Origin of the sequence: Actinopolyspora biskrensis (genome assembly GCF_013408175.1) — a bacterium.
Lineage (GTDB): Bacteria > Actinomycetota > Actinomycetes > Mycobacteriales > Pseudonocardiaceae > Actinopolyspora > Actinopolyspora biskrensis.
Window position 1 is genome coordinate 273,032 of the sequence record NZ_JACBYW010000003.1, and the last position, 23,368, is coordinate 296,399.

A 23,368-nucleotide genomic window follows, 5' to 3' on the forward strand; every position below is an offset into this window, starting at 1 on the left:
TGGGCTAGTACTTCAGCAGGTTGGCGTCGTCGACCGAGACGGATCGGCGGGTCCGGAAGACGGACATGATGATCGCCAGGCCGACGACCACCTCGGCGGCGGCGACGACCATCACGAAGAAAGCCATGACCTGCCCGTTGATCGACCCCTCGATCCGGGCGAAGGTGACCAGCGAGAGGTTGACCGCGTTGAGCATCAGCTCCACGCACATGAACAGCACGATCGCGTTTCGCCGCACCAGCACCCCGACCGTGCCGATGGTGAACAGCAGCGCCGAGAGCAGCAGGTAATGAGTGGGGGTCACTGCCTGACCTCCTCGGGTGAGTCCGCGTCGGTTCCGGGGTTCTCGGTGACGCCGTCGTTGCCCACCGGGGCGGAACCGTTGTCCTCACCCCGACCGTTCTTGCCGTTGGTTCCGCTGCCGCTGGACGGGTGTTCCTGTTCTGCGGAACCGTTCACCGGGCCCTCCGCCGCGGTGTCGTCGGTGTCCGCACCGGCGGAAGACCGCTCGTCGCCCTCGTCGGCACCGTCCGCAGGGGAGGGTCCCCCGGTCAGCGCGTGCGCGTCGGGTTTCCGGGTCCGGCCGGAGACCGCGTTCCGGTCGGCGCGCAACCTCTCCACGGGAGTGGTGTCCAGGATGTCCGACAGCGAGTCCTCGGCCACCGAACCGTCCGGCAGCAGCGCGGGTGTGGCCACGGAGTTCGCCGTGGCGTAGACCCCCGGTCCCGGAAGCGGTGAGGGCCGGGAGTACTCGCCCCGGAAGCGCGCCTCCACGGTCTCCCGCTGACTCATGCGCGGCTTGCGTCCCTTGCCGCCGTAGGCCAGCACCATCGCACCGAGCGAAGCGGTGATCAGCAGTGCCGAGGTGAGCTCGAACGGGAAGAGGTAGTCGGTGAAGATCACCTGACCGAGGCCTCCCGCGGCTCCGCCCCCCGGGGCCCACGGGTCCAGCGGGGCGGCCGGGACCACGTCGGTCAGCGAACGGGCCAGCCCCGCCACGAGCAGCGCCGCGAACGCCACTCCGAGCACGGCGGCGGCCAGTCGCTGACCGCGCAGGACCTCGACCACCGAGTCGGAGGCGTCCCTGCCGACCACCATCAGCACGAACAGGAACAGCATCATGATCGCGCCGGTGTAGACGATGATCTGGGTGAACCCGAGGAACTGGGCGCTCTGGGCCATGTAGAGCACGCCCAGGCTCAGCATCGTCAGCACCAGCCACAGCGCCGAGTGCACCGCGCTGCGCGCGAACACCATGCCCAGCGCGCCGAGCAGCGCCAGCGGCCCGAGGATCCAGAAGACCACGGTCTCGCCCGTGCCCACGGCACCCTGCTGGGCCAACGTCGTCTGCGCGAGCGTCGCGCCGGAAACCGCGAAGGTCATCACCGAACGGCCTCCTCGCCACCGGTCTCGACCGTCGTGTCGGAGGGCACTCCCTGCTGACGGGCGAGTTCCGGACCGTTGACGTAGTAGTCCTGCTCGTCCTCACCGAGCCGCATGTCGTGCGGTGGTTGCTCCATGCCGGGCAGCAGCGGTGCGAGCAGGTCCTCCTTGGTGTAGATCAGGTTCCGGCGGTCGTCGTCGGCGGTCTCGTACTCGTTTGTCATCGTCAGCGCCCTGGTGGGGCACGCCTCGATGCAGAGCCCGCAGCCGATGCACCTCAGGTAGTTGATCTGGTAGTCGAACCCGTAGCGCTCACCGGGCGAGTAGCGCTCGTCCTCGGTGTTGGTCCCGCCCTCGACGAATATCGCGTCGGCCGGACACGCCCAGGCGCACAGCTCGCAGCCCACGCACTTCTCCAGCCCGTCCGGGTGCCTGTTGAGCTGGTGCTTGCCGTGGAAGCGCGGAGCGGGGATCTTCTTGACCTCCGGGTACTCCTCCGTGAGCACCGTTTTGAACATCTTGGACAGCGTGACTCCGAAGCCCTTCAGGGGATCAGTCATTCCCATCGGGTGCCTCCTTAGTTGAGCTGGTGGGCTCCTGTCCGGCCTCCGGTAGCCGGGAACGCGTCCCCGAGGCCGTCGGGACCGTGGTCGCGCGCGGGTTCTCCGGAACCTTCAGGTCCACGGGGGGTACCGGGTAACCGCCGCCGGAGAGCGGTACTTCGTTCTCGGCGGTCTCCTCCTCCGGAGGTTTGCGGTCCGGCACGAGGAAGGCCAGGATCAGCAGGGCCACGACCACACCGCCGCCGATGAACAGGAACTGCTGCGAACCGAGCAGGTCGGCGTTGCGCACCCCCCTTATCGCGGTGACGGCGCAGATCCACACCAGACTCAGCGGGACCAGCACCTTCCACCCCAGGTTCATGAACTGGTCGTAGCGCAGCCTCGGCAGCGTGGCGCGCAGCCAGACGAACACGAACAGGAAGGACATCGTCTTGAGCAGGAACCACAGCACCGGCCACCAGCCGGTGTTCAGCACCCCGTCGCCCACCAGGTAGAGCGGCCACGGCGCGTGCCATCCGCCGAGGAACAGCGTGGTCGCCAGCGCGGAGACGGTGACCATGTTGATGTACTCGGCGAGGAAGAACAGCGCGAACTTCAGCGAGGAGTACTCGGTGTGGAAACCGCCGACCAGCTCCGACTCGGCCTCGGGGAGGTCGAAGGGCGCGCGGTTGGTCTCACCGACCATGGCGATCGCGTAGACGACGAAGCTGAACGGAAGCAGCGCGAAGAACCAACCGTTCTCCTGGGCCGCCACTATGCCCGATGTGGACAGCGTTCCCGCGTAGAGGATGACCGCGATGAACGACAGCCCCATCGCGATCTCGTAGGAGATCACCTGCGCGGCCGACCGCAGGGCACCGAGCAGCGGGTACGGCGACCCGGAGGACCAGCCCGCCAGCACGATGCCGTAGACCCCGATCGAGGCGCAGGCGAGCACCACGAGCAGGCTCACCGGGAGTTCCACCAGCTGCAGGGCGGTGCGCTCCCCGAAGATGGTCACCTCGCCGCCGACCGGGATCACCGAGAACGCCACCAGGGCCGGAGTGGCCGAGACCACCGGGGCCAGGATGTAGATCCACTTGTCGGCCAGCACCGGACGTATGTCCTCTTTGAACGCGAGTTTGAGGCCGTCCGCGAGGGACTGCAGCATCCCGAAGGGACCGGCCCTGTTCGGACCGGGGCGCTGCTGCATCCTCCCGATGACCCTGCGTTCCGCCCAGATGGTCAGCAGGGTCATCACGACGAGGAACGCGAAGGTCCCCACTACCTTGATCAGGATCAGCCAGATGGGGTCGTCCCCGATCAGGCGTGCCGTCTCGTTCATGTTCACGCGCCACCCCCGTCGGTGTCCGCACGGCCGGCCCCGGCCGGCCCGGAACCGTTCACGCCGCCGTGCTCGGGGCCGTTCCCGTTGGCGCGGTGGGCGTGTGCGAGCGCGGATACCGTGCCTTCCCGGTCCGCCGCCCCGGCCGGGTTCTCCGCCCCGGCCACCTCGTCCGCTCCGGACGGGGCCGTCCGCGAGGGCGAAACCGGTCCGGCAGCTATGTCCACCACGGAGCCGTGCCCGGCTCCGAGCACTCTGTTCGGCCGCGCCGAGCCCGAGTTTCCGGGCAGCCACACCACGTCGTCCGGCATCTCGACCACCTCGGACTCCAGCGTCAGCTCCCCGTGCGCCGTGCTGACCCGCACCGCCTGGTCGGCGGCCAGCCCCAGCCGCCGCGCCGTTCCCGCGGAGATCCGCGCGACCGGGGGCCGGGCCGTTCCGGCGAGGTTCGGCTCCTCGGCCTGCAGGCTCCCGTTGTCCAGCAGGTGCCTCCAGGTCGCCAGCAGCGCCCTGCCCTCCCCGGGACTGCCGGGGCGAGCGGCCGGGACGTCCGGGGGTTTCGGCCGCGCCCCCGGGTTCGGGCCGAGCCGGGCGAGCTCACCCGCCACGGCGGCCGGGGTCTGGGTGAACAGGTCCACGTCCATCTCGACCGCGAGCGTGTCCAGCACGCGGCAGTCCGGAAGCGCTCCGGTCCCCTCGATGGTGATCTCGAACTCGCGGGCACGGCCCTCCCAGTTCAGGAAGGTGCCCGACTTCTCGACGGTGGGAGCCACGGGCAGCACCACATCGGCCCGCTCGGTCACTCCGCTGGGGCGCAGTTCGAGGCTCACGACGAAATCCGCCGCCCGCAGGGCCCGCCCCGCCTGCTCGGGATCGGGCAGATCGTCCGGATCGACTCCGCCCACCAGCAGCCCGGAGAGCTCCCCCGACTCGGTCGCGGCGAGGATTCCCTCCAGCTCCTTCCCGGGAAGGCCGGGGATGCCGCCCTCGTCCATTCCCCACTGCCGCTCGACGTCGGCCCGCACGACGGAGTCCGAGACCGGGCGCCCGTTCGGCAGCAGCGTCGGCAGGGTGCCCGCCTCCACCGCTCCGCGCTCGCCCGCGCGGCGCGGAATCCAGGCCGGGCTCGCCCCGGTGCGCTCGGCCACTCGCATCGCGGCCGAGTACAGGCCGGGAATCTGGGCGCAGCGCTCGCCGAGCAGCAGCACCGAGCCCGGTTCCCGCAGCTCCCGCTCCACCTCCTCCGGAAGTTCGGACAGCACGGCCGCCTCCTCTCCGGGAAGGCACCGCAGCAGTTCCCCGCTGTGGATCGGACTGCCCGCGTCGGCGATCTCGGTGGTCTTCTCCACCCCCGGCGAACCCCACTGGCCGAGGTGGTGAATCCTGGTCCCCTCGTTCCTGGCGGCCTTGCGCAGCCGCAGGAAGACGATCGGGGACTCCTCCTCCGGTTCGAAGGCCACGCACAGCACCGTCGGGGCGGACTCGATCCCCGCGTAGGTCACTCCCGCGTCCGGGCCGGTCCCGACGACGGCCGCACCGAGGAAGTCGAGCTCCTCCGTGGAGTGCGGCCTGGCGCGGTGGTCGACGTCGTTGGTGCGCAGCGCCACCCGGGCGAACTTCCCGTACGCGTAGGCGTCCTCGCGGGTGAGCCTGCCGCCGGGCAGCACCCCGACCCCTCCCGAGTCGCGGGCGCTGAGCAGCCCGTCGGCCGCCACCCGCAGCGCCTCGGTCCACGAGGTCTCCCGCAGCCGTCCCGAGTCGCGGTCACGCACCAGCGGCCGGGTGAACCGGTCCGCGGCCGTGGCGTAGCGGAACGCGAAACGTCCCTTGTCGCAGTTCCACTCCTCGTTGACCTCCGGGTCGTCCCCGGCGAGCCTGCGCATCACCTTTCCGCGGCGCCAGTCCGTGCGCTGGGAGCAGCCCGCGGAGCAGTGCTCGCAGACCCCCGGCGTGGAGACGAGGTCGAAGGGCCGGGAGCGGAACCGGTAGGCCGCGCTGGTCAACGCGCCCACCGGGCAGATCTGGATGGTGTTGCCGGAGAAGTAGGACTGGAAGGGCTGCTGCTCCCCGGTTCCTATCTGCTGCAGCGCACCGCGTTCCAGCAGCTCGATGAACGGGTCACCCGCTATCTGCTTGGAGAAGCGGGTGCAGCGCTGGCACAGCACGCAGCGCTCCCGGTCGAGCAGGATCTGCGAGGAGATCGAAACCGGTTTCGCGAACGTCCGCTTCTTGTCCACGAAACGCGAGTCGGCGCGCCCGTGCTTGAGCGCCTGGTTCTGCAGTGGGCACTCCCCACCCTTGTCGCAGATCGGGCAGTCCAGCGGGTGGTTGATCAGCAGCAGCTCCATCACGCCCTGCTGGGCCTTGTCCGCCACCGCCGAGGTCTGCTGGGTCCTGACGACCATCCCGTCGGCGACGGCCATCGTGCAGGAAGCCGCGGGCTTGGGCATGGGTTTGCCGTTGACCTCGATCTCCACCAGGCACTGCCTGCAGGCGCCTGCCGGGTCGAGCAACGGGTGGTCGCAGAAACGCGGGACCACGATGCCCAGCCGTTCGGCCGTGCGGATCACCAGCTCCCCCTTCGGGGCGTCCACCTCGATCCCGTCGATCGTCAGTCGGACGTGCCCCTCGGGCACCGGCCGGTTCTCCGCGGTGTCGTTTCCGGACGCGGATGCCACCGTCATCGGGCCACTCCTGCCAATGCGGATTCGGAAGCCTCTGTCGTGTCCTGACCGCGATTGCTCTCGCACAGTGCGCGGAACTCCTCGCGGAAGTACTTGATGCCGCTGGTGATGGGGCTGACCGCGCCGTCACCGAGCGCGCAGAACGAACGGCCCAGCACGTTGTCGCAGACGTCGAGCAGGGTGTCGATGTCCTCCTCGGTCCCGCGGCCCTCGACCATCCGTTCCAGCACCTGGGCCATCCAGAAGCAGCCCTCGCGGCACGGGGTGCACTTGCCGCAGGACTCGTGCTCGTAGAACTGGGTCCACTTCATCACGGCCCACGGCACCGAAACCGTCTCGTTGAAGATCATCAACGCCGTGGTCCCCAGCATCGACCCGGCCTCCGTCGCGCCTTCGAAGTCCAGCGGCACGTCGAGGTGGTCGGCCGTGAACAGCGGGGTCGAGGAACCGCCCGGCGTCCAGAACTTCAGCGGGATGCCGTCCTTCATCCCGCCTGCCAGTTCGAGCAGTTCCCGCAGCGTCGTCCCCAGCGGGGCCTCGTACTGGCCCGGACGTTCGACGTGCCCGGACAGGGAGAAGATCTTCGGCCCGGGGGACTTCTCGCGCCCCATGGAGCGGAACCAGTCCGCCCCGCCGTTGACGACGTAGGGCACCGAGGCGATCGTCTCGACGTTGTTGACCGTGGTCGGGCAGGAGTAGAGCCCGGCCTGCGCGGGGAAGGGCGGTTTCAGCCTCGGTTGTCCGCGCTTTCCCTCCAGGGAGTCCAGCAGCGCGGTCTCCTCGCCGCAGATGTAGGCGCCCGCCCCGGCGTGCACGACCACGTCCAGGTCGAACCCGGAGTCGAGGATGTTCTCGCCGAGGTAGCCCGCCGAGTAGGCCTCCCGCACCGCGTGGTGCAGCCTGCGGATGCAGTGCAGCGCCTCGCCCCGCACGTAGATCATGCAGTGGTTGGCGCGCATCGCGTAGGCGGCGATGACGCACCCCTCGATCAGCGAGTGGGGGTCGGCCATCATCAGCGGAACGTCCTTGCACGTTCCCGGCTCACCCTCGTCCGCGTTGATGACCAGGTAGTGCGGCTTGGACCGGTCCTTGGGCATGAAGCCCCACTTGACGCCGGAGGGGAACCCGGCCCCGCCCCTGCCGCGCAGCCCCGCCGCCTTGACCAGCTCGGTGAGCTGGTCGGGGTGGGCCGCCAGAGCGGTGCGCAGGGCGGTGTAGCCCTCCAACTCCTCGTAGGTGCGCAGTGACCAGGACTCCGGCGACAACCAGCGCCGGGTCAGCACCGGGGTGAGCGGGTTGGTCGCCGCGCGCCCCTCGACCTCGTGGGCATTCGCTTCGCTCATCGCCTGCCCTCACTTCTTGTCCGGAATCGGCGGAAGTTCGACTTCCTCGGGCATCGGCGGGGCCGTCCAACCACGCTCGCGGGCCTGATCGGCGCCACGGACCGTCTCCGGAGCCGCGGCGGACGCCGTGGCGGCCTCCTCCGCCCCCGGACCGTCGAAGAAGCCGGCGAGCTGACGCTCCGTGTCGCGGAAGTCGGTCAGCGGCGCCCCGCGGGTCGGAGACCGGCGTTCGCCCCGCCGCAGCGCGCGAACCGTCTCCAGGGCCCCGGCCACCGTCTGGTTGTCGAAGTACTCGTAGTTGACCTGCAGGACCGGGGCGAAGTCGCAGGCGGCCAGGCACTCGGCGTGCTCCAGCGTCACCGACCCCTCGGCTCCGGGGGTGCCCGCCGTTTCCTCGTGCCCGGCCTCGAGCTCCTCGGACAGCGCGCGGTATATCTCGTCACCGCCCATGGCCGCGCACAGCGTGTTGGTGCAGACGCTGACCAGGAACTGTCCGCACGGTTGGCGCTTGTACATCGTGTAGAACGTGGCGACCGCGTTGACCTCCGCCGTGGACAGCGCGAGCTGCTCGGCGCAGAAGCGCATCCCCTCCGCGGTGACGTGCCCCTGCACCGACTGCACCAGGTGCAGCATGGGCAGCAGCGCCGAACGCGATTCCGGGTAGCGTTCCACGATGAGCCGTGCCTCGGCACGCACCCGCTCGTCGAAAACCGTTTCCTCCGCGGCGGGGTCGGCCGCTTCGGGGCCGACCACGTGCTCGGTCGTGGTGTAGTCGAACTGCTCGGTCATCTAACGATCCACCCCACCCATCACCGGATCGATCGAGGCAACGACGGCGATCACGTCCGCGACCAGACCGCCCTCGGCCATCGCGGGGAACGCCTGCAAATTCACGAAGCTGGGGTCGCGCACGTGCACCCGCATCGGCCGGGTGCCGCCGTCGGAGACCACGTGGTACCCGAGCTCGCCGCGCGGCGCCTCCACCGGCACGTAGACCTGCCCCGGTGGGACGTCGAAACCTTCGGTGACCAGCTTGAAGTGGTGGATCAGCGACTCCATCGACTGACCCATGATCTTGCGCACGTGGTCGAGCGAGTTGCCCATGCCGTCCGGCCCGATGGTCAGCTGCGCGGGCCAGGCGATCTTGGGGTCGTCCACCATGACCGGCCCGGACTCCATCTTGTCCAGGCACTGCCGCACGATCCGCAGCGACTGTCTGATCTCCTCCACCCGCAGCAGGAACCGCGAGAAGCAGTCGGCGTCGTTGCTGGTCGGGACGTCGAAGTCGTACTCCTCGTAGCCGCAGTACGGCTGCACCTTGCGCAGGTCCCACCCGAGCCCGGCCGAGCGCAGGATCGGGCCGCTGGTGCCGAGCGCCAGGCACGCGTCCAGGGGCAGGTAGCCCACACCGCTCAACCGCTGCTTCCAGATCGGCTGTCCGGAGAACAGCTTGTCGTAGTCGGTCAGCCTGTTCTCCATGACCTTGCAGAACTCCAGGACCTTCTCCCGGTAGTTCTCCGGCAGGTCCTGGGCCACTCCGCCCGGCCGGATGAACGCGTGGTTCATCCGCAGCCCGGTGAGGAACTCCAGCAGGTGCAGCACCTCTTCCCTGTCCCTGAACCCGAAGGTCATACCGGTGGTGGAGCCCAGCTCCATGGCACCGGTCGCCAGGAAAACCAGGTGCGAGGAGATGCGGTTCAGCTCCATCAGCAGCACCCGGATCGTCTCCGCCCGCTTGGGCGCGGAGATCCGCAGCAGCTTCTCCACCCCCATGGAGTAGGCGGCCTCGTTGTGCAGCGGCGCCAGGTAGTCCATCCGCGTGACGAAGGTGACTCCCTGGGTCCAGGTCCGGTACTCGGTGTTCTTCTCGATACCGGTGTGCAGGTAACCGATCACCGAGCGGGCCTTGGTGACCCGCTCGCCTTCCAGCTCCAGCACCAGCCGCAGCACACCGTGGGTCGAGGGGTGTTGCGGTCCCAGGTTGATGACGACGCGCTCCTCCTGCTCCGCGTCGTCCAGGAAGTCCTCCCAGTCACCACCGGTGACCGTGTACACCCTTCCTTCGGTGGTCTCCCTCGCCTCGGCCGAGAACGGGTCCGCCCCGGAGCGGGCTCCGCTGTCCTGTTCGGCGTCGATACTCATGCGTCCTCCTCGAACAGCGCGACCGGCCGGGCAGCGGCCCGGTGATCGCACCCGACGGATCCACACCCGCTCACGTGTAGGACCTGCGCTGATCGGGCGGGGGCACCTCGGCGCCCTTGTACTCCACCGGAATGCCGCCGAGCGGGTAGTCCTTCCGCTGTGGATGCCCCTCCCAGTCGTCCGGCATGAGGATGCGGGTCAGCGCGGGGTGGTCGTCGTAGACGATTCCGTACATGTCCCACGCCTCGCGTTCCTGGAAGTCGGCCGTGGGGTACACGTCCACCACCGAGGGGATCCGCGGGTCCTCGGCGTCGACGGCCACCTCCACCCGGACCCTCCGCCGGTAGGTCATGGACGTGAGGTGGCAGACCGAGTGCAGCCGCTGGGGGACATCGGGACCGTAGTCCACACCGGACAGACTGCTGCAGAACTCGAACCGCAGGTCCGGCTCGTCCCGGAAAGTGCGGCAGATCCCGACCAGATGCCTCCTGTCGACGTAGAAAGTGATCTCGCCCCTGTCCACGGTTATCCGCAGCACCGCGTCGGAGGGGATTCCCCGCCGGCCCATTCCGTCGAACAGACCGTCCGCGACCTCGTCGAACCAGCCGCCGAAGGGGCGTTCCGCGGCGGGCGGCACGTAGGCGGGCACCCGCAGACCGCCGTAGCCCGAGGTGTCCCCGCTGCCCGTGACGCCGAACATCCCCTCGCGGGCGCGCCCGGCGACCACCCGCTGCGCGTCGGTCCCCGGGTCCTGTTCGGGCGGACCGCTGTGCTCCGCCGCGGTCTCGGGAAGACCGCCCGCGGTCCCGTCACCGCTCATCGACAATCACCTACCCGTCGACATCTCGTCGCGTCGCCGCTTGTCCCCGGAATCGCCACCGGGCGGCAGGCTCTCCACGCCGGCAGCGCCCAGCTCGCCCTCGGCACCCATCTCGCGCCGCTGCGCGTCCTGCTGCCTCTCGGCCATCCGACGCTTGCCCGCCCGCTTCGGGGCGTACTTCTCCGAGGAGGCGGTCAGCTCCGTGCGCTGACCCTCCTCGACCTGGATCGCGGCACGCTTGCCGTTGATCGGCTCGTCCATGACCTTGGCGTGCAGCTTGAGAATCGCGTCGAGCAGCATCTCCGGCCGGGGAGGGCACCCGGGCAGGTACATGTCCACCGGAACCACGTGGTCCACGCCCTGCACCACCGCGTAGTTGTTGAACATCCCTCCGGTGGAGGCGCACACGCCCATGGCGAGCACCCAGCGGGGTTCGGGCATCTGGTCGTAGATCTGACGCAGCACCGGCGCCATCTTGTTGGTGACCCGCCCCGCCACGATCATCAGATCGGCCTGGCGCGGGGTGGCCGAGAATCTCTCCATTCCGAACCGCGCGATGTCGTAACGGGATCCGCCCACCGTCATCATCTCGATCGCGCAGCAGGCCAACCCGAAGGTCGCCGGCCACATCGAGGTCTTGCGGGTCCAGTTGACGAGTTTTTCCACATTGGCCAGCAGGATGCCGTTGGGCAGGCTTTCCTCAAGCCCCATCTCGGCACTCCCTTCCACGAGTAGCCCCGACCCGCGGGACGACGCCGATCCAGACGTCTCCCCGGTTCGCCCTCACGTTCAGTCCCAATCGAAGCCACCACGCCGCCACACGTAGAGATCGGCGAATCCGAACGTGACGATGAAAAGGATCACCGCGACCACGCCGTAGAGGCCGAGCGCGTCGGCGGAGACCGCGTACGGGAACAGGAAGACCATCTCGATGTCGAAGAGGATGAACATCATCGCCGTCAGGTAGTAGGCGACCGGCATCCGGCCACCACCTCCGACCGGGTGCGGCGAGGGTTCGATACCGCACTCGTAAGCGTCGAGCTTGGCCCTGTTGTACCGGCGCGGACCGACCAACGGCGCGATCGCGACGGAGAACGCGGCGAAGCCGAACGCCAACGCGAACATCAGCACCAGCGGGATGTATGGATCCAGCACCGTGCCCGCCTCCTTACTCCAGTTCCCGCGACGCCCCGAGCGAACTCGGTGACCGTTATTCGGCACTGTATGCGGTCGGTCGGGCCCGACCCGTAGTGAGGTGAACCTAACTTTATGAATTACCGCACAAGGCCGGTGGAATCTGATCAGACACGGCCCCTCAGGCGCTAGGCGTGAGCCGAGTCGTGGCACTTATCACACGGTCCATCGCGTCACCGCCCCTCCGGTCGTAGAGGTTGGCCAGCAGCTTGAGCACGAAGCGCATCAGGGTCGCCCGCGGCAGCCCGTGCTTGGTGGCCATGCTCATCACGGTCGGGTGACCGATGAGCCTGCTGAACAGATTTCCCATGCGGAAGTAACCGCCGAGCGACTCGGCGACCGCGTCCGGATAGCGCGCCAGCGCTCGCTCGCGGGCGATCCCCTCGGGCCGGGCCCTGGCCTGCACCACGCACTCGGCGGCCAGGCGTGCCGACTCCATCGCGTAGGCGATCCCCTCGCCGTTGAACGGATTGACCATTCCGCCGGAGTCGCCCACCAGCAGAAGGCCGGAACCGTAGTGCGGCTTGCGGTTGAATCCCATGGGCAAGGCGGCCCCGCCGATCTTGCCCGTCGCGTTGTCCTCCCGCAGCCCCCAGTCGTCGGGGGTCCCGTCCAGCCAGGTGCGCAGCAGGGAGCGGTAGTCGGTCTTGCCGTAGGCCTTCGAGGTGGAAAGCACCCCGAGCCCGACGTTGACCGTGCCGTCGCCCATGCCGAAGATCCAGCCGTACCCGGGCAGCAGCTTCGGCTCCGCCGGGTTGGAGCGGTCCCAGAGCTCCAGGTGCGACTCCAGGTAGTCGTCCGCGGCGCGCGGGCTCTCGTAGTAGCGCCGGACCGCCACCCCCATCGGGCGGTCCTCCCTGCGCTGCAAGCCCATGGAGAGCGCGAGCCTGCCGGACACCCCGTCGCAGGAGACCACCAGCGGGGCGCGGTAGGTGACCTCGGCCCGTTCCGGCCCCGACTTTGCGCGCACCCCGGCGATCCGACCGGTGCGCTCGTCGGTGAGGGCCGAGGTCACCGAGGTGCGTTCCACCAGCCTGGCGCCCGCCTGCTGCGCGTGCCGCACGAGGAGGTCGTCGAAGTCGTGCCGGGGGCGCACCAGCCCGTAGGGCGGGTACTCGGCCAGGTTCGGCCAGTCCAGCTCCAGGCGGACCCCGCCACCGACCACGCGCAGCCCCCTGTTGTGCAGCCAGCCCGCCTCCTCGCGAGTGTCCACCCCGAGGTCGATGAGTTCCTTGACCCCACGTGGGGTGATGCCGTCGCCGCACACCTTCTCCCGCGGGAAGGCGCTCTTCTCCAGCACGAGCACGTCCAGTCCCGCCTTGGCGAGGTAGGCCGCGGCCGTGGCCCCCGCCGGTCCCGCTCCGACGACGATCACCTCGGCGTCATCGGCGTTTCCTGTTCGACCGGGGGTGGTTGTCATGACACTCCTTGCGTTCGCGGTTCGCCGAACCGGCGGGTACCGGTCCGACCGTCACAACGCGCCGGAGCGTCTTTCGCGCCCTCTTTTCGCAGGCCCTCGGACGTCCGCCGCTTGTGAACGAGTTCACTAGCAAGTCTAGGACGGACATCTCGCACGATCGAGGCATCAGGAGCACACGTCTCGCGATGACACCGCGCACACATGGCCGTTCCGCGCGGAACGCTCCGTCCGGAACCGTTCCGGGAACAACGTCGCGCGAGCGAAGCCCACCTCGGGTCCGCGGGAACCGAAAGAGGCGGATTGCCGGCGCCCCGATCGCGGGACCGCGGGAGGTGCCGCCGAGCGCCCACCCGCGGCAGCCCGGACGAAAAACCTCGATCAGGCGGGTTTCACGGCCCGGTGCACGGCGACGATTCCCCCGGTCAGATCACGCCAGGCCACCTCCGACCAGCCGGCACGGCCGATCTCGGCGGCCAACCTCGGCTGGTCCGGCCAGGCCAGGATCGACTCGGCCAGGTAGACGTAGGCGTCCGGGTTGCTCGAGACGGCGCGGGCGACCGGCGGCACCGCGCGCAGGGCGAGATTGCGGTAAACGGCGCGCAACGCCTGCCGGGTGGGGGTGGAGAACTCGCAGATCACCAGCCTGCCCCCCGGGCGGACCACCCGAGCCATCTCCCGCAGGCCCGCCGCGGTGTCCGCCAGATTGCGCAGGCCGAACAGCATCGCCACCCCGTCGAAGGTCCCGTCGGCGAAGGGCAGGCTCAGCGCGTCGGCCGCGACCATGGGCAGCCCCCTGCTGTAACCCGCCGAGAGCATCCCGAAGGAGAAGTCGGCGGCCACGCACTTCGCCCCCGAACGGGCGAACTCGCCGGTGGAAACGCCGGTTCCCGCGGCCAGGTCCAGGATGCGCTCCCCACTCGCGGGGGACAGCGCGCGCCGGGTGACTTCCCTCCAGTACCGGTCCAGACCGAGTGAGAGCACCGTGTTGGCGAGGTCGTAACGGCGCGCGACGTCGTCGAACATCGCCGCCACGGCGCGCGGATCCCTGTCCAGGTCGGCACGAGACACACCCGCAGCCTACGTCCCCGCGCGCCCCGCCCGGTGAGCGGCTCCGCCCGGCCGCTCCCCGACCGGACCCGCCCGCGCGGTGCTGGTGCCCGACCGGCACCGTGTCGCAGAAGCGGCTGATCACCGACGCCGCGCGGACCGACGAGCGCGGGTGGCCGCACCGAGGTTCGAGTCCGAGCGGGACCGACGGCGAACCATCCGGTTGCACTCGGGCGGGTTCCCCCGTGCCAACGGCAAGTCGCGGTTGGCGCGGATCGGGGACGTGAGGGTCGCCTGGTCACGGCCAGGGCATCGATGTCGGGGGCGATCTCGGGCTGAACGCGTTCGCCGTGGACCGGCACGGGCGGGGCATCGACGACCCGAGGTTCCTGCGCCGCGCCGAGCGCAAGCTCAAACGGGCGCAGCGCGAGCTGTCCCGCGAGCAGCGCGGGTAGAACCACCGGGCCAAGGCACGCCGCAGGGGCGCCCGACAACACGCGAAGGTCGCCGACACCCGGGCCGACTGGCTGCACAAGGCCACCACCGGCCTCGTTCGTGAGAACCAAACGATCGTGCTGGAGGACCTCGCCGTGTCCGGCCTTGCCCGCACCCGGCCGGCGAAGAGCGTGCACGACGCCTCGTGGGGCACCTTCCGCAGGTTGTCGGCCGAGAGAGCTGCCCGCTACGGGCGGGACCTGGTAGTCATCGACCGCTCGTCACCGACCTCGCGGACCTGCTCGAACTGCGGGCGCGTCGACGGGCCGACACCCCTGCCCGCGCGCGGGTGGGAGCGCCCCGCGGAACGGTGCGCGACCGCGACGCCGCGGAAAACGTCCTCGCCGCCGGACGGGCGGAGAGGCGAAACGCCTGTGGAGACCGGGCAAGACCCCGCACCGGGGCGCAGGTCGCCGAAGCAGGAAGCAGCGGAACCCCGCTAGGGGACGCCGCTCCGCACGCGGCGCAAGCCGCGTGCGGAGCCCCCGCCCTCCAGGAGGAGGAGCACGTCAACCGAACATCTCCTGGTGTCCACCCGCACGTATCCTTCTCGTCACTCAGCGAAGCGATTATGTGTCGGGATGAACGTCACTTCTTCCCAACGGGCCGGGCGCGCGGAACCGGCGCTGGTATCGCACGCCCTGGAGACAGCGGGCCGCCTGGCCAACGAGGCCGCCGACGTCATCACGGCCACGGCGGGAAGGGACCCCCGGTCCCCGCAGGCCGCCGATCCGCCGTTCGACTGGGTGACCGACACCGGCCGCACTCTCGAACGGCACACTCGACGGATCCTCGCCGACAACTTCCCCGGAGTTCCAGTGTTCGGGGACGAGTTCGACGCTTCCACGTTCGGGAACGACGCGGCGGGGCTGCGGTGGGTCGTCGACCCGGTGGACGGGACGGCGAACTACGCGGCCGGGGTTCCCTGGTGCGCCTACAGCCTCGCCATGCTGGACGACCACGGCCCCGTGGTCGGGGTGGTCGCCGACCCGTACCGCGCACAGATCTACGCGGCGGCGCGGGGCAGAGGGATGCGCGCCAACGGCACGCCGGTGCGCCTGGGGGAACGCCGCCGGGACGGCTCCGGGCTCGTCTGCACCGAGTTCACCAGGCACGGCCCCTGGGACGGCATGGACCGTTTCATAACCAACGCCGCGGCCGACCAGGTCGGGGTGCGGGTGCTCGGCTCGCCCGCACTGGCCATCACCCAGGTGGCGCTCGGGCAGGCGACCGCCGCCGTGCTGCCGTCCTACGGCGAGTGGGACGTGGCCGGCGCGCTCGCCCTCGCCGTCGAAGCCGGGGCCACCGTGCTGGACCGGAACGGCCACCCTGCCACCCTGCCCAGGGGCGGCCTGCTGGTCGCCGCCCCGGAAATGACCGCCACCGCGTTCGGATGGTGGCGGCAGGCTTCGGGAACCCGTGCTCCGGAAGAGCCGGAGGCCGGATTCGCTCCCGGAACACCGGATCGAGCCCCCGGGGCGCCCCCTTCCGTTGGAGACCCCGAGCGCCGCTGACCGGGGAACGCGCTCCGACGCCCCGGCCGGGTTTCCGGGGACGGTTCAGCGGGTTTCGACCAACGCCTCGGCTTCCGGGGTCGAACGCGGCCGCGTTCGCTCCTCCCGTCCGGCGAGGATCTCCGACATCGAGGGCAGCAGGGGGAACCGCGCCCGCAACCCGGCTATCCGGGTCTGCGCGTGGTCCGGGTCGGCTTCGGCGCCGAGCTCGGCCACCACCTCGGTCAGCCGGTCGGCGAAACTCGTGAACACGGCGGAGGCCTCCCGCACCTGACGGTGCAGCCGCCGCGACGTGGCCCGCCGCGACGAGCTCTCCTGCTCCGGGGGGACCGCCCCGTCCCCGCCCGGATTCGCCTCCGGCGCGGCGGAGTCGAACTCGCGCCCCAGCTCCACCAGCGTCCGCACCGTGGGCAGTTCGGCGTCCATCCGGTAGACCACCTGCCGCAGCCCACGGCGCACCGGCAACGAGGAAACCGTGTCGGCCGCGCGCACGGCCCGGCGAACAGCCTGCTCACAACGATTGAGCTCGCACAACCACCGGTCCCGGTTCCGGTGCTGGTTCGAGGGCTGCTCGCCGTTCGGGACGGTCCCCGCAGCGGGCGACGTTCGCCGTTCTTCGCACCACCCCCGCGTGGACTCACCCGACGAGCGCCGGAACGACAGCCCGAGCAGCGTTCCGAGCGCCCCCGCGAGCAGCGCCACGATCAGGTGCGTCACGAATCCGCTCATTGTCCGCGGTGCCCTTCACTCGACTCCCCCGTGGCCGTGTGCGGCGCGCATTACGCCATCCAACAACTGTGCACCACGCGGAAGGGCCGCGGCTTGGGGAAAAGTACTCAAATAGTGGGCCGCACCTACCCGTGATCACGGTGTCCCTCCGTGGTCACCGCCCCGCCCGCTGAGCGCCGGGCCGGTGAGTGGCCCGCTCCAGCGCGAGGGGAGCCGCCGGATTCAACGGCCCCCCGGCACGACGTCGAGGTCCGCCTCGCTCCGGGTCTCGGCGAGCAGGAAGTCCAGCGCCGCCGTGTGCGCTCCGCTGCGCCCGTTCGGTTCGTCCTGCTCGGAGAACACCCGGGGGTCGGGGAAGTCCAGCCGGGCCACGGAAAGCACCTCGTCGACCAGGTTCGACACCTCGGCGCGCAGCCCGGCCGGATCCACGGCGTAGCCCGCATCGGCCAGTCGCCGCTCCACGGGGTGCACCGCGAAGAGCTCCCGCGTCATGGGCCAGACACGGGCCAGTCCAGCACGCATCCGTTCCCTGCTGCCCGCCGTCCCGTCGCCCAGACGTATGACCCACTGCGCGGCGTGGTCCCGGTGTCCACGGGTCTCGGGCCACGCCATCCCGGCGACTCCGGCCAGCACGGGGTCGCGGCTGTCCATCAGCCTGCGCAGCAGCGCGCTGCGCCACGCCGCGCAGACCAGCAGCCGCGCGACCGAAGCGGCGAAGTCCCCGCCCGCACCGGGGCCGCAGTCGAGCTCGGTGAGCCGCACGTTGCGGAACTGCTCGGAGCCCCGGGAACGCGCGAAGGCGTTCTCGTCCCGTGCTCCGCCCTCCACCGCGGCTGCCCGGCCCAGCAGCTCCCGTGCGTGACCGAGCAGCTCCAGCAGGATGCGGACCTGTTCCTGGTCCTCCTCCAGGTCGGGACCGCGGTGGCACCACTGGGCCAACCGCCACGACAGCACCAGAGCGTCGTCGCCGAGCATCAGGCAGTAGGCCGAGAGGTCCGCCAGGGACACGTCGCCGGGGACCCCGCGGTCCACCCCCGCCAGGGGATTGTTCGCGGCCGGGCGCACCTCCCAGCCGGGGGACGAGCGGTCGTCCGGGATCCGCTCCTGCTGCCGGGGGAGCTGTTCGGCCTCGCCCCCGAAACCCGAAGAGTTCATGACCACCTCGATTCCGTGCCGCTGGGCCGTCGGCACGATCGCCGAAGTGCGCCGCCAACGATGCTTCCACCTGGGGCGGAGACGACTCCGGGACGACCGCGTTCCGACGCCGGTTCGGCCGACTCCGGGTTCGAACGCGTCCGAGGGCTCTCCGGAGCCGGCGGTCGGTCGAGGACCGGCGGAAAGCTCACCCCCAGTGTCCCACCGCACACCGGAGAGCCCAACCACGTGTTCGGATGCATCGCCCGGCGGCTCGACCAGGAGGTCGCACGGGTCGGTTCGCCCGGCGGTTCGCCCGGGGGAACCTCGGCCGGGGCCTCGCCGCGGGATCCGCCCACGTCGAGCGGCCACGACCGGCGCCCCACCGCGTCGCAGGCCCCGGGAAGCGTCCCTACTCGTTCCTCCGGGGGTTCGCGGACAGCGTTCTGCGCAGCGCCCAGTAGGTGGGCAACAGCACAGCCCAGACCACGGCCGTCGCGCTGCCCACGGGAAGCAGCGCCACGCTCATGTTCCTGTCCTTCACGCGGACGAGATCGGGATTGCGCGTGTCGAACTCGACCCGGACGAGCTGGCCCTCCTTGAGGTCCGCCGGGTATAGGACCCCTCCCGGCGGGACGTAGACCCTGCCCTCGTCGGTGTTGAACCGCACGACGGTGCGGAAGTAGGAGTTCTCCACCACCTCGGCCACGGCGGTGCCGCGGGACTCCTCGATGGTGCGGTCGTTTATGTGGCAGGCCAGCAGCAGCGCGACCGCGAGCGCGGTGAGGAGCCCACCCAGCGCCAGCACCAGACGCGGAGCGAGGCGTCCGAACCGCCACCGTCCTCGCGGAGGACTCGGATCGCCGTCCGAGGAGGCCGGCCCTTCGGTGGGACCGTCCGCCCCTCGGGTGCGCGTTTCAACAGCCACGGCCGGTGATTGTATGCCAAGCACACCACCCGCACGGAGCATCCGGTGGGCTTCGGCGGGTGTGCCTCGCCACGCGCGCGGGAGACCTACCCTCGAGTCGTGGAGTATTTCCAGCGCAACCTTACTGTCCGCACACGCGGGATTCCAGCCGGGCAGGAACTCCCCGATCTCCTGGAGTCGCTGCCCGAGGGCGTCTCCCCGGACACGGATCCCGTCTGCTGGCTCCGGAACGGCTCCGGACTCGTCGGCTGGGGCGAAGCGGCACGCATCGAGACGCACGGCGGCGAGCGGTTCGTCGAGACCGACGAGCGATGGCGCGGGCTGGTCGCGGAGATGGACGTCGACGACGAGGTGGGGCTGCCCGGGACCGGGCCGGTGGCCTTCACGAGCATCGCCTTCGCCGACGAACCCGGTTCGTCGGTGCTGATCGTGCCCGAGGTCGTCGTCGGCCAGCGCGCCGGGGTTCGCTGGATCACCACCATCGGTGGCGGGGAACGCGAGGTGCGCGGGGCCCCGCCCGCGGCCACTCCCGGAACCGTCCGCTATTCCGACGGGGATTTCCCGGCCACCCGTTACGGGGAGGCGGTGGCCGAGGCGGTGAACCGGATGCGGAGTTCGGAACCGCTCGACAAGGTGGTGCTGGCCCACGATCTGCTCGCCACGACCTCCGAACCGCTGCGCAGCAGATACCTGCTCGACAACCTCACCCGCCGCTACCCGGACTGCTGGACCTTCGCGGTGGACGGCCTGGTCGGTGCCACGCCGGAGCTGCTGCTTCGGCGCGCCGGGGGCGAGGTCAACTCGCGCGTGCTGGCGGGAACGGCCTGGCCGCGCGGCGGGCGGCCCCAGCACCAGCTCGTCGCCGAGCTGATCGACTCGGCCAAGAACCGGGGCGAGCACACGCACGCCGTGCGTTCACTGGCCCGGGAGCTCGAGCCCTTCTGCAAGGAGTTGGAGGTCCCCTCGACTCCCGAGGTGCTGCGGTTGCGAAACGTGCTCCACCTCGCCTCGGACGTCTCGGGCAGGCTCGACCCGGCGCTCGTGGAGAACGGGGAGGCCGGCCTGCTGCGGCTGACCCGTGCGGTGCACCCCACAGCCGCCGTCGGCGGGACTCCCACGGCACGGGCCATCGAACTGATCGACGAGCTGGAGGAGATGGACCGGGGGCGCTACAGCGGTCCGGTGGGGTGGCAGGACGCCGAGGGCAACGGGGAGTTCGGCATAGCCCTGCGGTGCGCCCGGATCACCGACGACGCGGAGGGCGGTTCCCGGGCACGCCTGTTCGCGGGTTGCGGAGTCGTCGCGGACTCGGATCCGGACACGGAGGTGGCCGAGGCCGAGGCGAAGCTGCTGCCGGTGCGGGAGGCGCTGGAAGGGGTGCGCTGACCGGAGCGATACCGGGGGCTCCGGTTTCAGCTCCCCGGCGCGTGCCGGGCCAGCCGCAGCCGCTCGGCCACCGCGGCAACGTCCCGCCGGGCGGCACCAGGATCGACCCGGTAGGCGGTGACCAGTTTGCCCACCACCCGTTCGGGAGTCTCTCCCCCGGCCAGGTCCCGCAACACCCACGTGCCGGTGTCGGTCAGCCGGGCGGTGGACTCGTCGCGCAGCAGCAGTCCCATACGAAAACTCCGGCACCTCCCGCGACCACGGTTCCTCTTCGAGGCTATCCACGGCGCACCACTCACCACAGTGAACAGCCCGAAGTTCACGCGAAGGTGCAACACGAAGCGGGAAAACGTCCGCTGGACAGGTCTTCCGAAATGGACTCCGAGTGCGGTCGGGACCCCGTGTTCAACCTCCACAAGGTGCTCGATCACCACGGAGGTGCGGGGACGGGGCTTTCGGGACGGACTCGCCGGAACCACCGCCCGCGGTGCGGGGCCGAATCGCCAGACCCACGAACTCGGCGAGATCCAGGAATTCCACTGCCGGGACCTGGGACCGTCCCAGCTCTACCGCACCCGCGGAGAAGGCGGCTACGAGGCGGGGTTGCCGGACGAGCGGTACCACCTGGAGTTCACCTCGCACGTCGATGGGAGCCCCGGCGCCGCTCCCGGCGAAGGGGTCCTCCTGGTGCTCCACTTCGAGACGGAGGCGCGGATGCTCACCGTGGCACGACTCCCCGGAGCAGCCGGCCGATCCCGGCAACCCGTGGTGGCGCGAACACGGTGCCCGCGCCTTCCAGAACCCGGACGGCCGGCACATCGTCCTCAGGCCCACGCCCGTCCGGCCGACGGGGGCGGGCTCACGCGGTGCCGTCGAGCACGGCGGGCAGCTCGCCGATCGTCGGCAGTATGTGCGTGTGCGGAGCTCTGCCCAGTTCCGCGACGCCGTGCGCGCCGGACAGCACGCCCGCCACCAAGCCCGCACCGGAATTGGTGCCCGCCAGCAGATCGTTGACCGTGTCGCCCACCACCATCACCTCGCGCATCGCCGACGCCGACAGCTTCAGGGCCGCTGTCAGAACCAGGTCCGGATGCGGGCGCCCGCGGTCGACGTCCGAGGAGCAGAGCACGAGGTCGGCCAGGCCCGTCCAGTTCAGCGACTCGATGAGCAGATCGCGCGTGGTGGCCTCGAAGCCGGTCACCAGCGCCACCCTGATGTCGAGTGCCCGCAGGCGTCGAATGGTCTCGGTCGCGCGGGGCAGCGCGGTCACCGTCCCGGCGGACACGTATTCGGCCAGTGCCTCCTCGAACGCCGCGTGCGCGCGGGCCGCCAGTTCCCGGTCCCCGTCGAGGACCGCGCGGAACATGTCCGGCTTGGATCCGCCGCGCAGTTCGCGGAACCGCTGCTCGAGGTCGGCGGGCAACGTCGCCCCGACCCGTTCCAACGCGGCCCGGAACGATTTCTCGACCACGCCGTTCTCGGCGACCGTGGTCCTCGCCATGTCGAGCACCGCAAGATCCACGACGTCACACTACCCCGTGTCGCTCCCACGTATCGCGTCCACTCCCGCCGCCGAGGACGAACCGCCCCACCCGAGCGGAACGCCCGGCCGGTGAGGTTCCGGCCGGGCGTCTCATCGGTGAACGGGAGTCAGCCCGCGTTGTGCCTGCGGGCCAGCATCCGGTGCGTGTGGTCCAGCTGCTTCACCGCCCTCGGCTCCGCGGCTGACCGGGCGGCGGCCGCACGCGGCACCCCGGTCGTCTCGCCCACCTGGGGCTTGCCCGAGCTGAACAACCACTCGTCGAAGAACCCGTCGAGCTGCTGCCCCGAGATCCGCTCGGTCAGCGCGATGAACTCGTCCACCGTCGCGTTGCCGCCCCGGTTCTGCTCGTACCAGCTCCGCACCGTGCGCAGCATGGCCTGGTCACCGATTCGGTTGCGCAGCGCGTGCAGCGTCATGGCGCCCCGGTCGTAGACGGCACTGTGGAACAGGTCCTGCTTGCCGGGATCGCCCGGCTTCACCTGCCAGAACTCGTCACCGGCCGGGTGGGCGGAGTAGTAGTGGTCGAACAGCTCCTGGGCGGTGCCGTTGCCCTGGTGCTCGGCCCACAACCACTCGGAGTAGCTGGCGAACCCCTCGTTGAGCCAGATCTGCGGCCAGTCCTTCACCGCCACCGAGTCCCCGAACCACTGGTGGGCGAGCTCGTGGGTGACCACCGAAGTGTTCGACCCGATCCTGAAGAAGCCCGGACTGTACACGGGACGGGTCTGCGTCTCCAGCGCGAATCCGAGCCCCTCGGCCGGAACCACACCGCCCTGGGACTCGAACGGGTACTCCCCGAAGAACCCCGACAGGAAGTCCAACACCTCGGGGGTGCGTTCCACGCTGGCCTTGGCCGGCCCCCTCAGCTCTCCCAGACCATCGGCGTAGGCCGTCACCATCGGCTGCCCGAAGGCGCCGGTCTTGCCGCTCACCTCGTACTGCCCGATGGCCAGGAAAGCCAGGTAGGTGGCGGAACGGCTGGGCATCCGCCAGTTCCACCTCGTCCAGTCCCCCATCGCGGAACGGCCGGTCATCTTGCCGTTGGACAGCACCTCCGTGCCGTTCGGCACCGCCACCGAGATGTCGAAGCTCGCCTTGTCGCTGGGGTGGTCGCTGCTGGGGTACCACCACTCGGCGATCTGCGGCTGCCCCACCGCCACGGCCCCGGTTCCGGTGTGCTTCCAGGGAGTCTGCCCGTCGACCTCCACCTCGGACGGCTTGTCCGCGTACTCGACCACGAAAGTGGCCAGACTTCCCTCACGCAGGGCCTTCTTCGGCTCGACCTTCACCTCGGTCGCGTTCTCGCGGGTGACCTCGGCTGGCTCGCCGTTGACCCGCACCGACCGGATGTCGAGCGCGAAGTCCAGGTTGAAAGTGCCGAGATCCTCGGTCGGTTCGGCCACGATGGTCGTGGTCCCCCGCAGCCGGTCGTTCTCCGGCTGGTAGCGCAGCTTGATGTCGTAGTGCGACACGTCGTAGCCGCCGTTGCCCGCCTCCGGGTAGTACGGGTCGCCGACCCCCGGCGCCCCGGGACTCGCACTCCCGGCCAGCGCGGGGGTGGCGAAAACCGCCATGGCTCCACAGGTGGCTACGGCAGCGCGCAGACCTCGTCTCCGCAACACGTGGTTACCTCCTCGAACACTGCTCGGCGCGAACACGCGAGGTGATCGTACGCCCACCCAGCGCGATCACACCGCATCAGCGGTGCACTCTAGCGGG

At 70.2% G+C, this 23,368-nt stretch carries 22 protein-coding genes; 3 read left to right on the plus strand and 19 right to left on the minus strand.

Annotated features, from left to right (window positions below; all coding sequences use genetic code 11):
• Positions 1 to 4: 4 nt before the first annotated feature.
• The 13 genes from nuoK to FHR84_RS09680 all read right to left on the minus strand — a co-directional run bounded on the left by nuoK (position 5) and on the right by FHR84_RS09680 (position 13,941).
• On the minus strand, positions 5 to 304 hold the full coding sequence (gene nuoK, locus FHR84_RS09620) for an NADH-quinone oxidoreductase subunit NuoK (RefSeq protein ID WP_142079208.1): 300 nt from the start codon (positions 302 to 304) through the stop codon (positions 5 to 7).
• A complete protein-coding gene (locus FHR84_RS09625) occupies positions 301 to 1,383 on the minus strand; it encodes an NADH-quinone oxidoreductase subunit J (protein WP_179535122.1) in 1,083 nt (360 codons plus the stop codon). The genes nuoK and FHR84_RS09625 overlap by 4 nt, the downstream gene beginning before the upstream one ends.
• On the minus strand, positions 1,383 to 1,949 hold the full coding sequence (gene nuoI, locus FHR84_RS09630; protein WP_179535123.1) for an NADH-quinone oxidoreductase subunit NuoI: 567 nt from the start codon (positions 1,947 to 1,949) through the stop codon (positions 1,383 to 1,385). Before nuoI ends, FHR84_RS09625 begins: the two co-directional genes overlap by 1 nt.
• A complete protein-coding gene (nuoH, locus tag FHR84_RS09635; RefSeq protein WP_179535124.1) occupies positions 1,936 to 3,270 on the minus strand; it encodes an NADH-quinone oxidoreductase subunit NuoH in 1,335 nt (444 codons plus the stop codon). The genes nuoI and nuoH overlap by 14 nt, the downstream gene beginning before the upstream one ends.
• A gap of 2 nt (positions 3,271 to 3,272) precedes the next feature.
• On the minus strand, positions 3,273 to 5,954 hold the full coding sequence (locus tag FHR84_RS09640) for an NADH-quinone oxidoreductase subunit G (protein WP_179535125.1): 2,682 nt from the start codon (positions 5,952 to 5,954) through the stop codon (positions 3,273 to 3,275).
• Positions 5,951 to 7,297, minus strand: a complete 1,347-nt coding sequence (gene nuoF / locus FHR84_RS09645) for an NADH-quinone oxidoreductase subunit NuoF (RefSeq protein WP_179535126.1) — start codon at positions 7,295 to 7,297, stop codon at positions 5,951 to 5,953. The genes FHR84_RS09640 and nuoF overlap by 4 nt, the downstream gene beginning before the upstream one ends.
• 9 nt (positions 7,298 to 7,306) lie before the next feature.
• On the minus strand, positions 7,307 to 8,086 hold the full coding sequence (nuoE, locus tag FHR84_RS09650; protein WP_179535127.1) for an NADH-quinone oxidoreductase subunit NuoE: 780 nt from the start codon (positions 8,084 to 8,086) through the stop codon (positions 7,307 to 7,309).
• Positions 8,087 to 9,439 carry an NADH-quinone oxidoreductase subunit D gene (locus tag FHR84_RS09655; RefSeq protein WP_179535128.1) on the minus strand — a complete coding sequence of 451 codons (1,353 nt, stop codon included), beginning with the start codon at positions 9,437 to 9,439 and terminating at the stop codon, positions 8,087 to 8,089.
• A 70-nt stretch (positions 9,440 to 9,509) separates the two neighbouring features.
• Positions 9,510 to 10,259: an NADH-quinone oxidoreductase subunit C gene (locus FHR84_RS09660; RefSeq protein ID WP_179535129.1), complete on the minus strand. Its 750-nt coding sequence runs from the start codon at positions 10,257 to 10,259 to the stop codon at positions 9,510 to 9,512.
• Positions 10,260 to 10,265: 6 nt separating this feature from the next.
• On the minus strand, positions 10,266 to 10,970 hold the full coding sequence (locus tag FHR84_RS22355) for an NADH-quinone oxidoreductase subunit NuoB (protein WP_179535130.1): 705 nt from the start codon (positions 10,968 to 10,970) through the stop codon (positions 10,266 to 10,268).
• 78 nt (positions 10,971 to 11,048) lie between these two features.
• A complete protein-coding gene (locus FHR84_RS09670; RefSeq protein ID WP_179535131.1) occupies positions 11,049 to 11,414 on the minus strand; it encodes an NADH-quinone oxidoreductase subunit A in 366 nt (121 codons plus the stop codon).
• Between the two features lie 160 nt (positions 11,415 to 11,574).
• Positions 11,575 to 12,873 (minus strand): geranylgeranyl reductase family protein, encoded by a 1,299-nt coding sequence (locus tag FHR84_RS09675; RefSeq protein WP_179535132.1) that lies wholly within the window; start codon positions 12,871 to 12,873, stop codon positions 11,575 to 11,577.
• Positions 12,874 to 13,251: 378 nt separating this feature from the next.
• Positions 13,252 to 13,941 (minus strand): demethylmenaquinone methyltransferase, encoded by a 690-nt coding sequence (locus FHR84_RS09680; RefSeq protein ID WP_179535133.1) that lies wholly within the window; start codon positions 13,939 to 13,941, stop codon positions 13,252 to 13,254.
• 551 nt (positions 13,942 to 14,492) lie between these two features.
• Between FHR84_RS09680 and FHR84_RS22365 the strand changes: the two genes are divergently transcribed.
• Together FHR84_RS22365 and FHR84_RS09690 are read left to right on the plus strand one after the other, a co-directional pair.
• Positions 14,493 to 14,858: a zinc ribbon domain-containing protein gene (locus tag FHR84_RS22365; RefSeq protein ID WP_425489879.1), complete on the plus strand. Its 366-nt coding sequence runs from the start codon at positions 14,493 to 14,495 to the stop codon at positions 14,856 to 14,858.
• Positions 14,859 to 14,996: 138 nt separating this feature from the next.
• Entirely contained in the window at positions 14,997 to 15,929 is a 933-nt protein-coding gene (locus FHR84_RS09690) for an inositol monophosphatase family protein (protein WP_179535134.1), read from the plus strand.
• 45 nt (positions 15,930 to 15,974) lie between these two features.
• On the opposite strand, the gene FHR84_RS09695 is transcribed toward FHR84_RS09690, so the two are convergent.
• From FHR84_RS09695 to FHR84_RS09705, 3 genes are all read right to left on the minus strand, one after another.
• The gene (locus FHR84_RS09695; protein WP_179535135.1) at positions 15,975 to 16,646 is read right to left on the minus strand and encodes a hypothetical protein; all 672 of its coding nucleotides are present in this window, start codon (positions 16,644 to 16,646) and stop codon (positions 15,975 to 15,977) included.
• A 234-nt stretch (positions 16,647 to 16,880) separates the two neighbouring features.
• The gene (gene paaC, locus FHR84_RS09700) at positions 16,881 to 17,813 is read right to left on the minus strand and encodes a 1,2-phenylacetyl-CoA epoxidase subunit PaaC (protein ID WP_246300410.1); all 933 of its coding nucleotides are present in this window, start codon (positions 17,811 to 17,813) and stop codon (positions 16,881 to 16,883) included.
• 391 nt (positions 17,814 to 18,204) lie between these two features.
• Positions 18,205 to 18,720, minus strand: coding sequence for a DUF3592 domain-containing protein (locus FHR84_RS09705; protein ID WP_343075213.1), 516 nt, complete (start codon positions 18,718 to 18,720; stop codon positions 18,205 to 18,207).
• A 99-nt stretch (positions 18,721 to 18,819) separates the two neighbouring features.
• Between FHR84_RS09705 and FHR84_RS09710 the strand changes: the two genes are divergently transcribed.
• Positions 18,820 to 20,106, plus strand: coding sequence for an isochorismate synthase (locus FHR84_RS09710; protein WP_343075214.1), 1,287 nt, complete (start codon positions 18,820 to 18,822; stop codon positions 20,104 to 20,106).
• A gap of 26 nt (positions 20,107 to 20,132) precedes the next feature.
• On the opposite strand, the gene FHR84_RS09715 is transcribed toward FHR84_RS09710, so the two are convergent.
• The 3 genes from FHR84_RS09715 to FHR84_RS09725 form a co-directional block, all read right to left on the minus strand.
• On the minus strand, positions 20,133 to 20,339 hold the full coding sequence (locus FHR84_RS09715) for a PqqD family peptide modification chaperone (RefSeq protein WP_179535136.1): 207 nt from the start codon (positions 20,337 to 20,339) through the stop codon (positions 20,133 to 20,135).
• 626 nt (positions 20,340 to 20,965) lie between these two features.
• Positions 20,966 to 21,628 carry an HAD-IA family hydrolase gene (locus FHR84_RS09720; RefSeq protein WP_343075215.1) on the minus strand — a complete coding sequence of 221 codons (663 nt, stop codon included), beginning with the start codon at positions 21,626 to 21,628 and terminating at the stop codon, positions 20,966 to 20,968.
• A 128-nt stretch (positions 21,629 to 21,756) separates the two neighbouring features.
• Entirely contained in the window at positions 21,757 to 23,223 is a 1,467-nt protein-coding gene (locus FHR84_RS09725; RefSeq protein WP_179535405.1) for a M1 family metallopeptidase, read from the minus strand.
• Between the last annotated feature and the right edge of the window lie 145 nt (positions 23,224 to 23,368).

Coding starts and splice junctions, on each gene's coding strand:
- FHR84_RS09625 (WP_179535122.1), bottom strand. CDS start 1,383: ATGACCTTCGCGGTTTCCGGCGCGACGCTCGCGCAGACGACGTTGGCC.
- nuoI (WP_179535123.1), bottom strand. CDS start 1,949: ATGGGAATGACTGATCCCCTGAAGGGCTTCGGAGTCACGCTGTCCAAG.
- nuoH (WP_179535124.1), bottom strand. CDS start 3,270: ATGAACGAGACGGCACGCCTGATCGGGGACGACCCCATCTGGCTGATC.
- FHR84_RS09640 (WP_179535125.1), bottom strand. CDS start 5,954: ATGACGGTGGCATCCGCGTCCGGAAACGACACCGCGGAGAACCGGCCG.
- nuoF (WP_179535126.1), bottom strand. CDS start 7,297: ATGAGCGAAGCGAATGCCCACGAGGTCGAGGGGCGCGCGGCGACCAAC.
- nuoE (WP_179535127.1), bottom strand. CDS start 8,086: ATGACCGAGCAGTTCGACTACACCACGACCGAGCACGTGGTCGGCCCC.
- FHR84_RS09655 (WP_179535128.1), bottom strand. CDS start 9,439: ATGAGTATCGACGCCGAACAGGACAGCGGAGCCCGCTCCGGGGCGGAC.
- FHR84_RS09660 (WP_179535129.1), bottom strand. CDS start 10,259: ATGAGCGGTGACGGGACCGCGGGCGGTCTTCCCGAGACCGCGGCGGAG.
- FHR84_RS22355 (WP_179535130.1), bottom strand. CDS start 10,970: ATGGGGCTTGAGGAAAGCCTGCCCAACGGCATCCTGCTGGCCAATGTG.
- FHR84_RS09675 (WP_179535132.1), bottom strand. CDS start 12,873: ATGACAACCACCCCCGGTCGAACAGGAAACGCCGATGACGCCGAGGTG.
- FHR84_RS09690 (WP_179535134.1), top strand. CDS start 14,997: ATGAACGTCACTTCTTCCCAACGGGCCGGGCGCGCGGAACCGGCGCTG.
- paaC (WP_246300410.1), bottom strand. CDS start 17,813: ATGAACTCTTCGGGTTTCGGGGGCGAGGCCGAACAGCTCCCCCGGCAG.
- FHR84_RS09715 (WP_179535136.1), bottom strand. CDS start 20,339: ATGGGACTGCTGCTGCGCGACGAGTCCACCGCCCGGCTGACCGACACC.
- FHR84_RS09725 (WP_179535405.1), bottom strand. CDS start 23,223: ATGGCGGTTTTCGCCACCCCCGCGCTGGCCGGGAGTGCGAGTCCCGGG.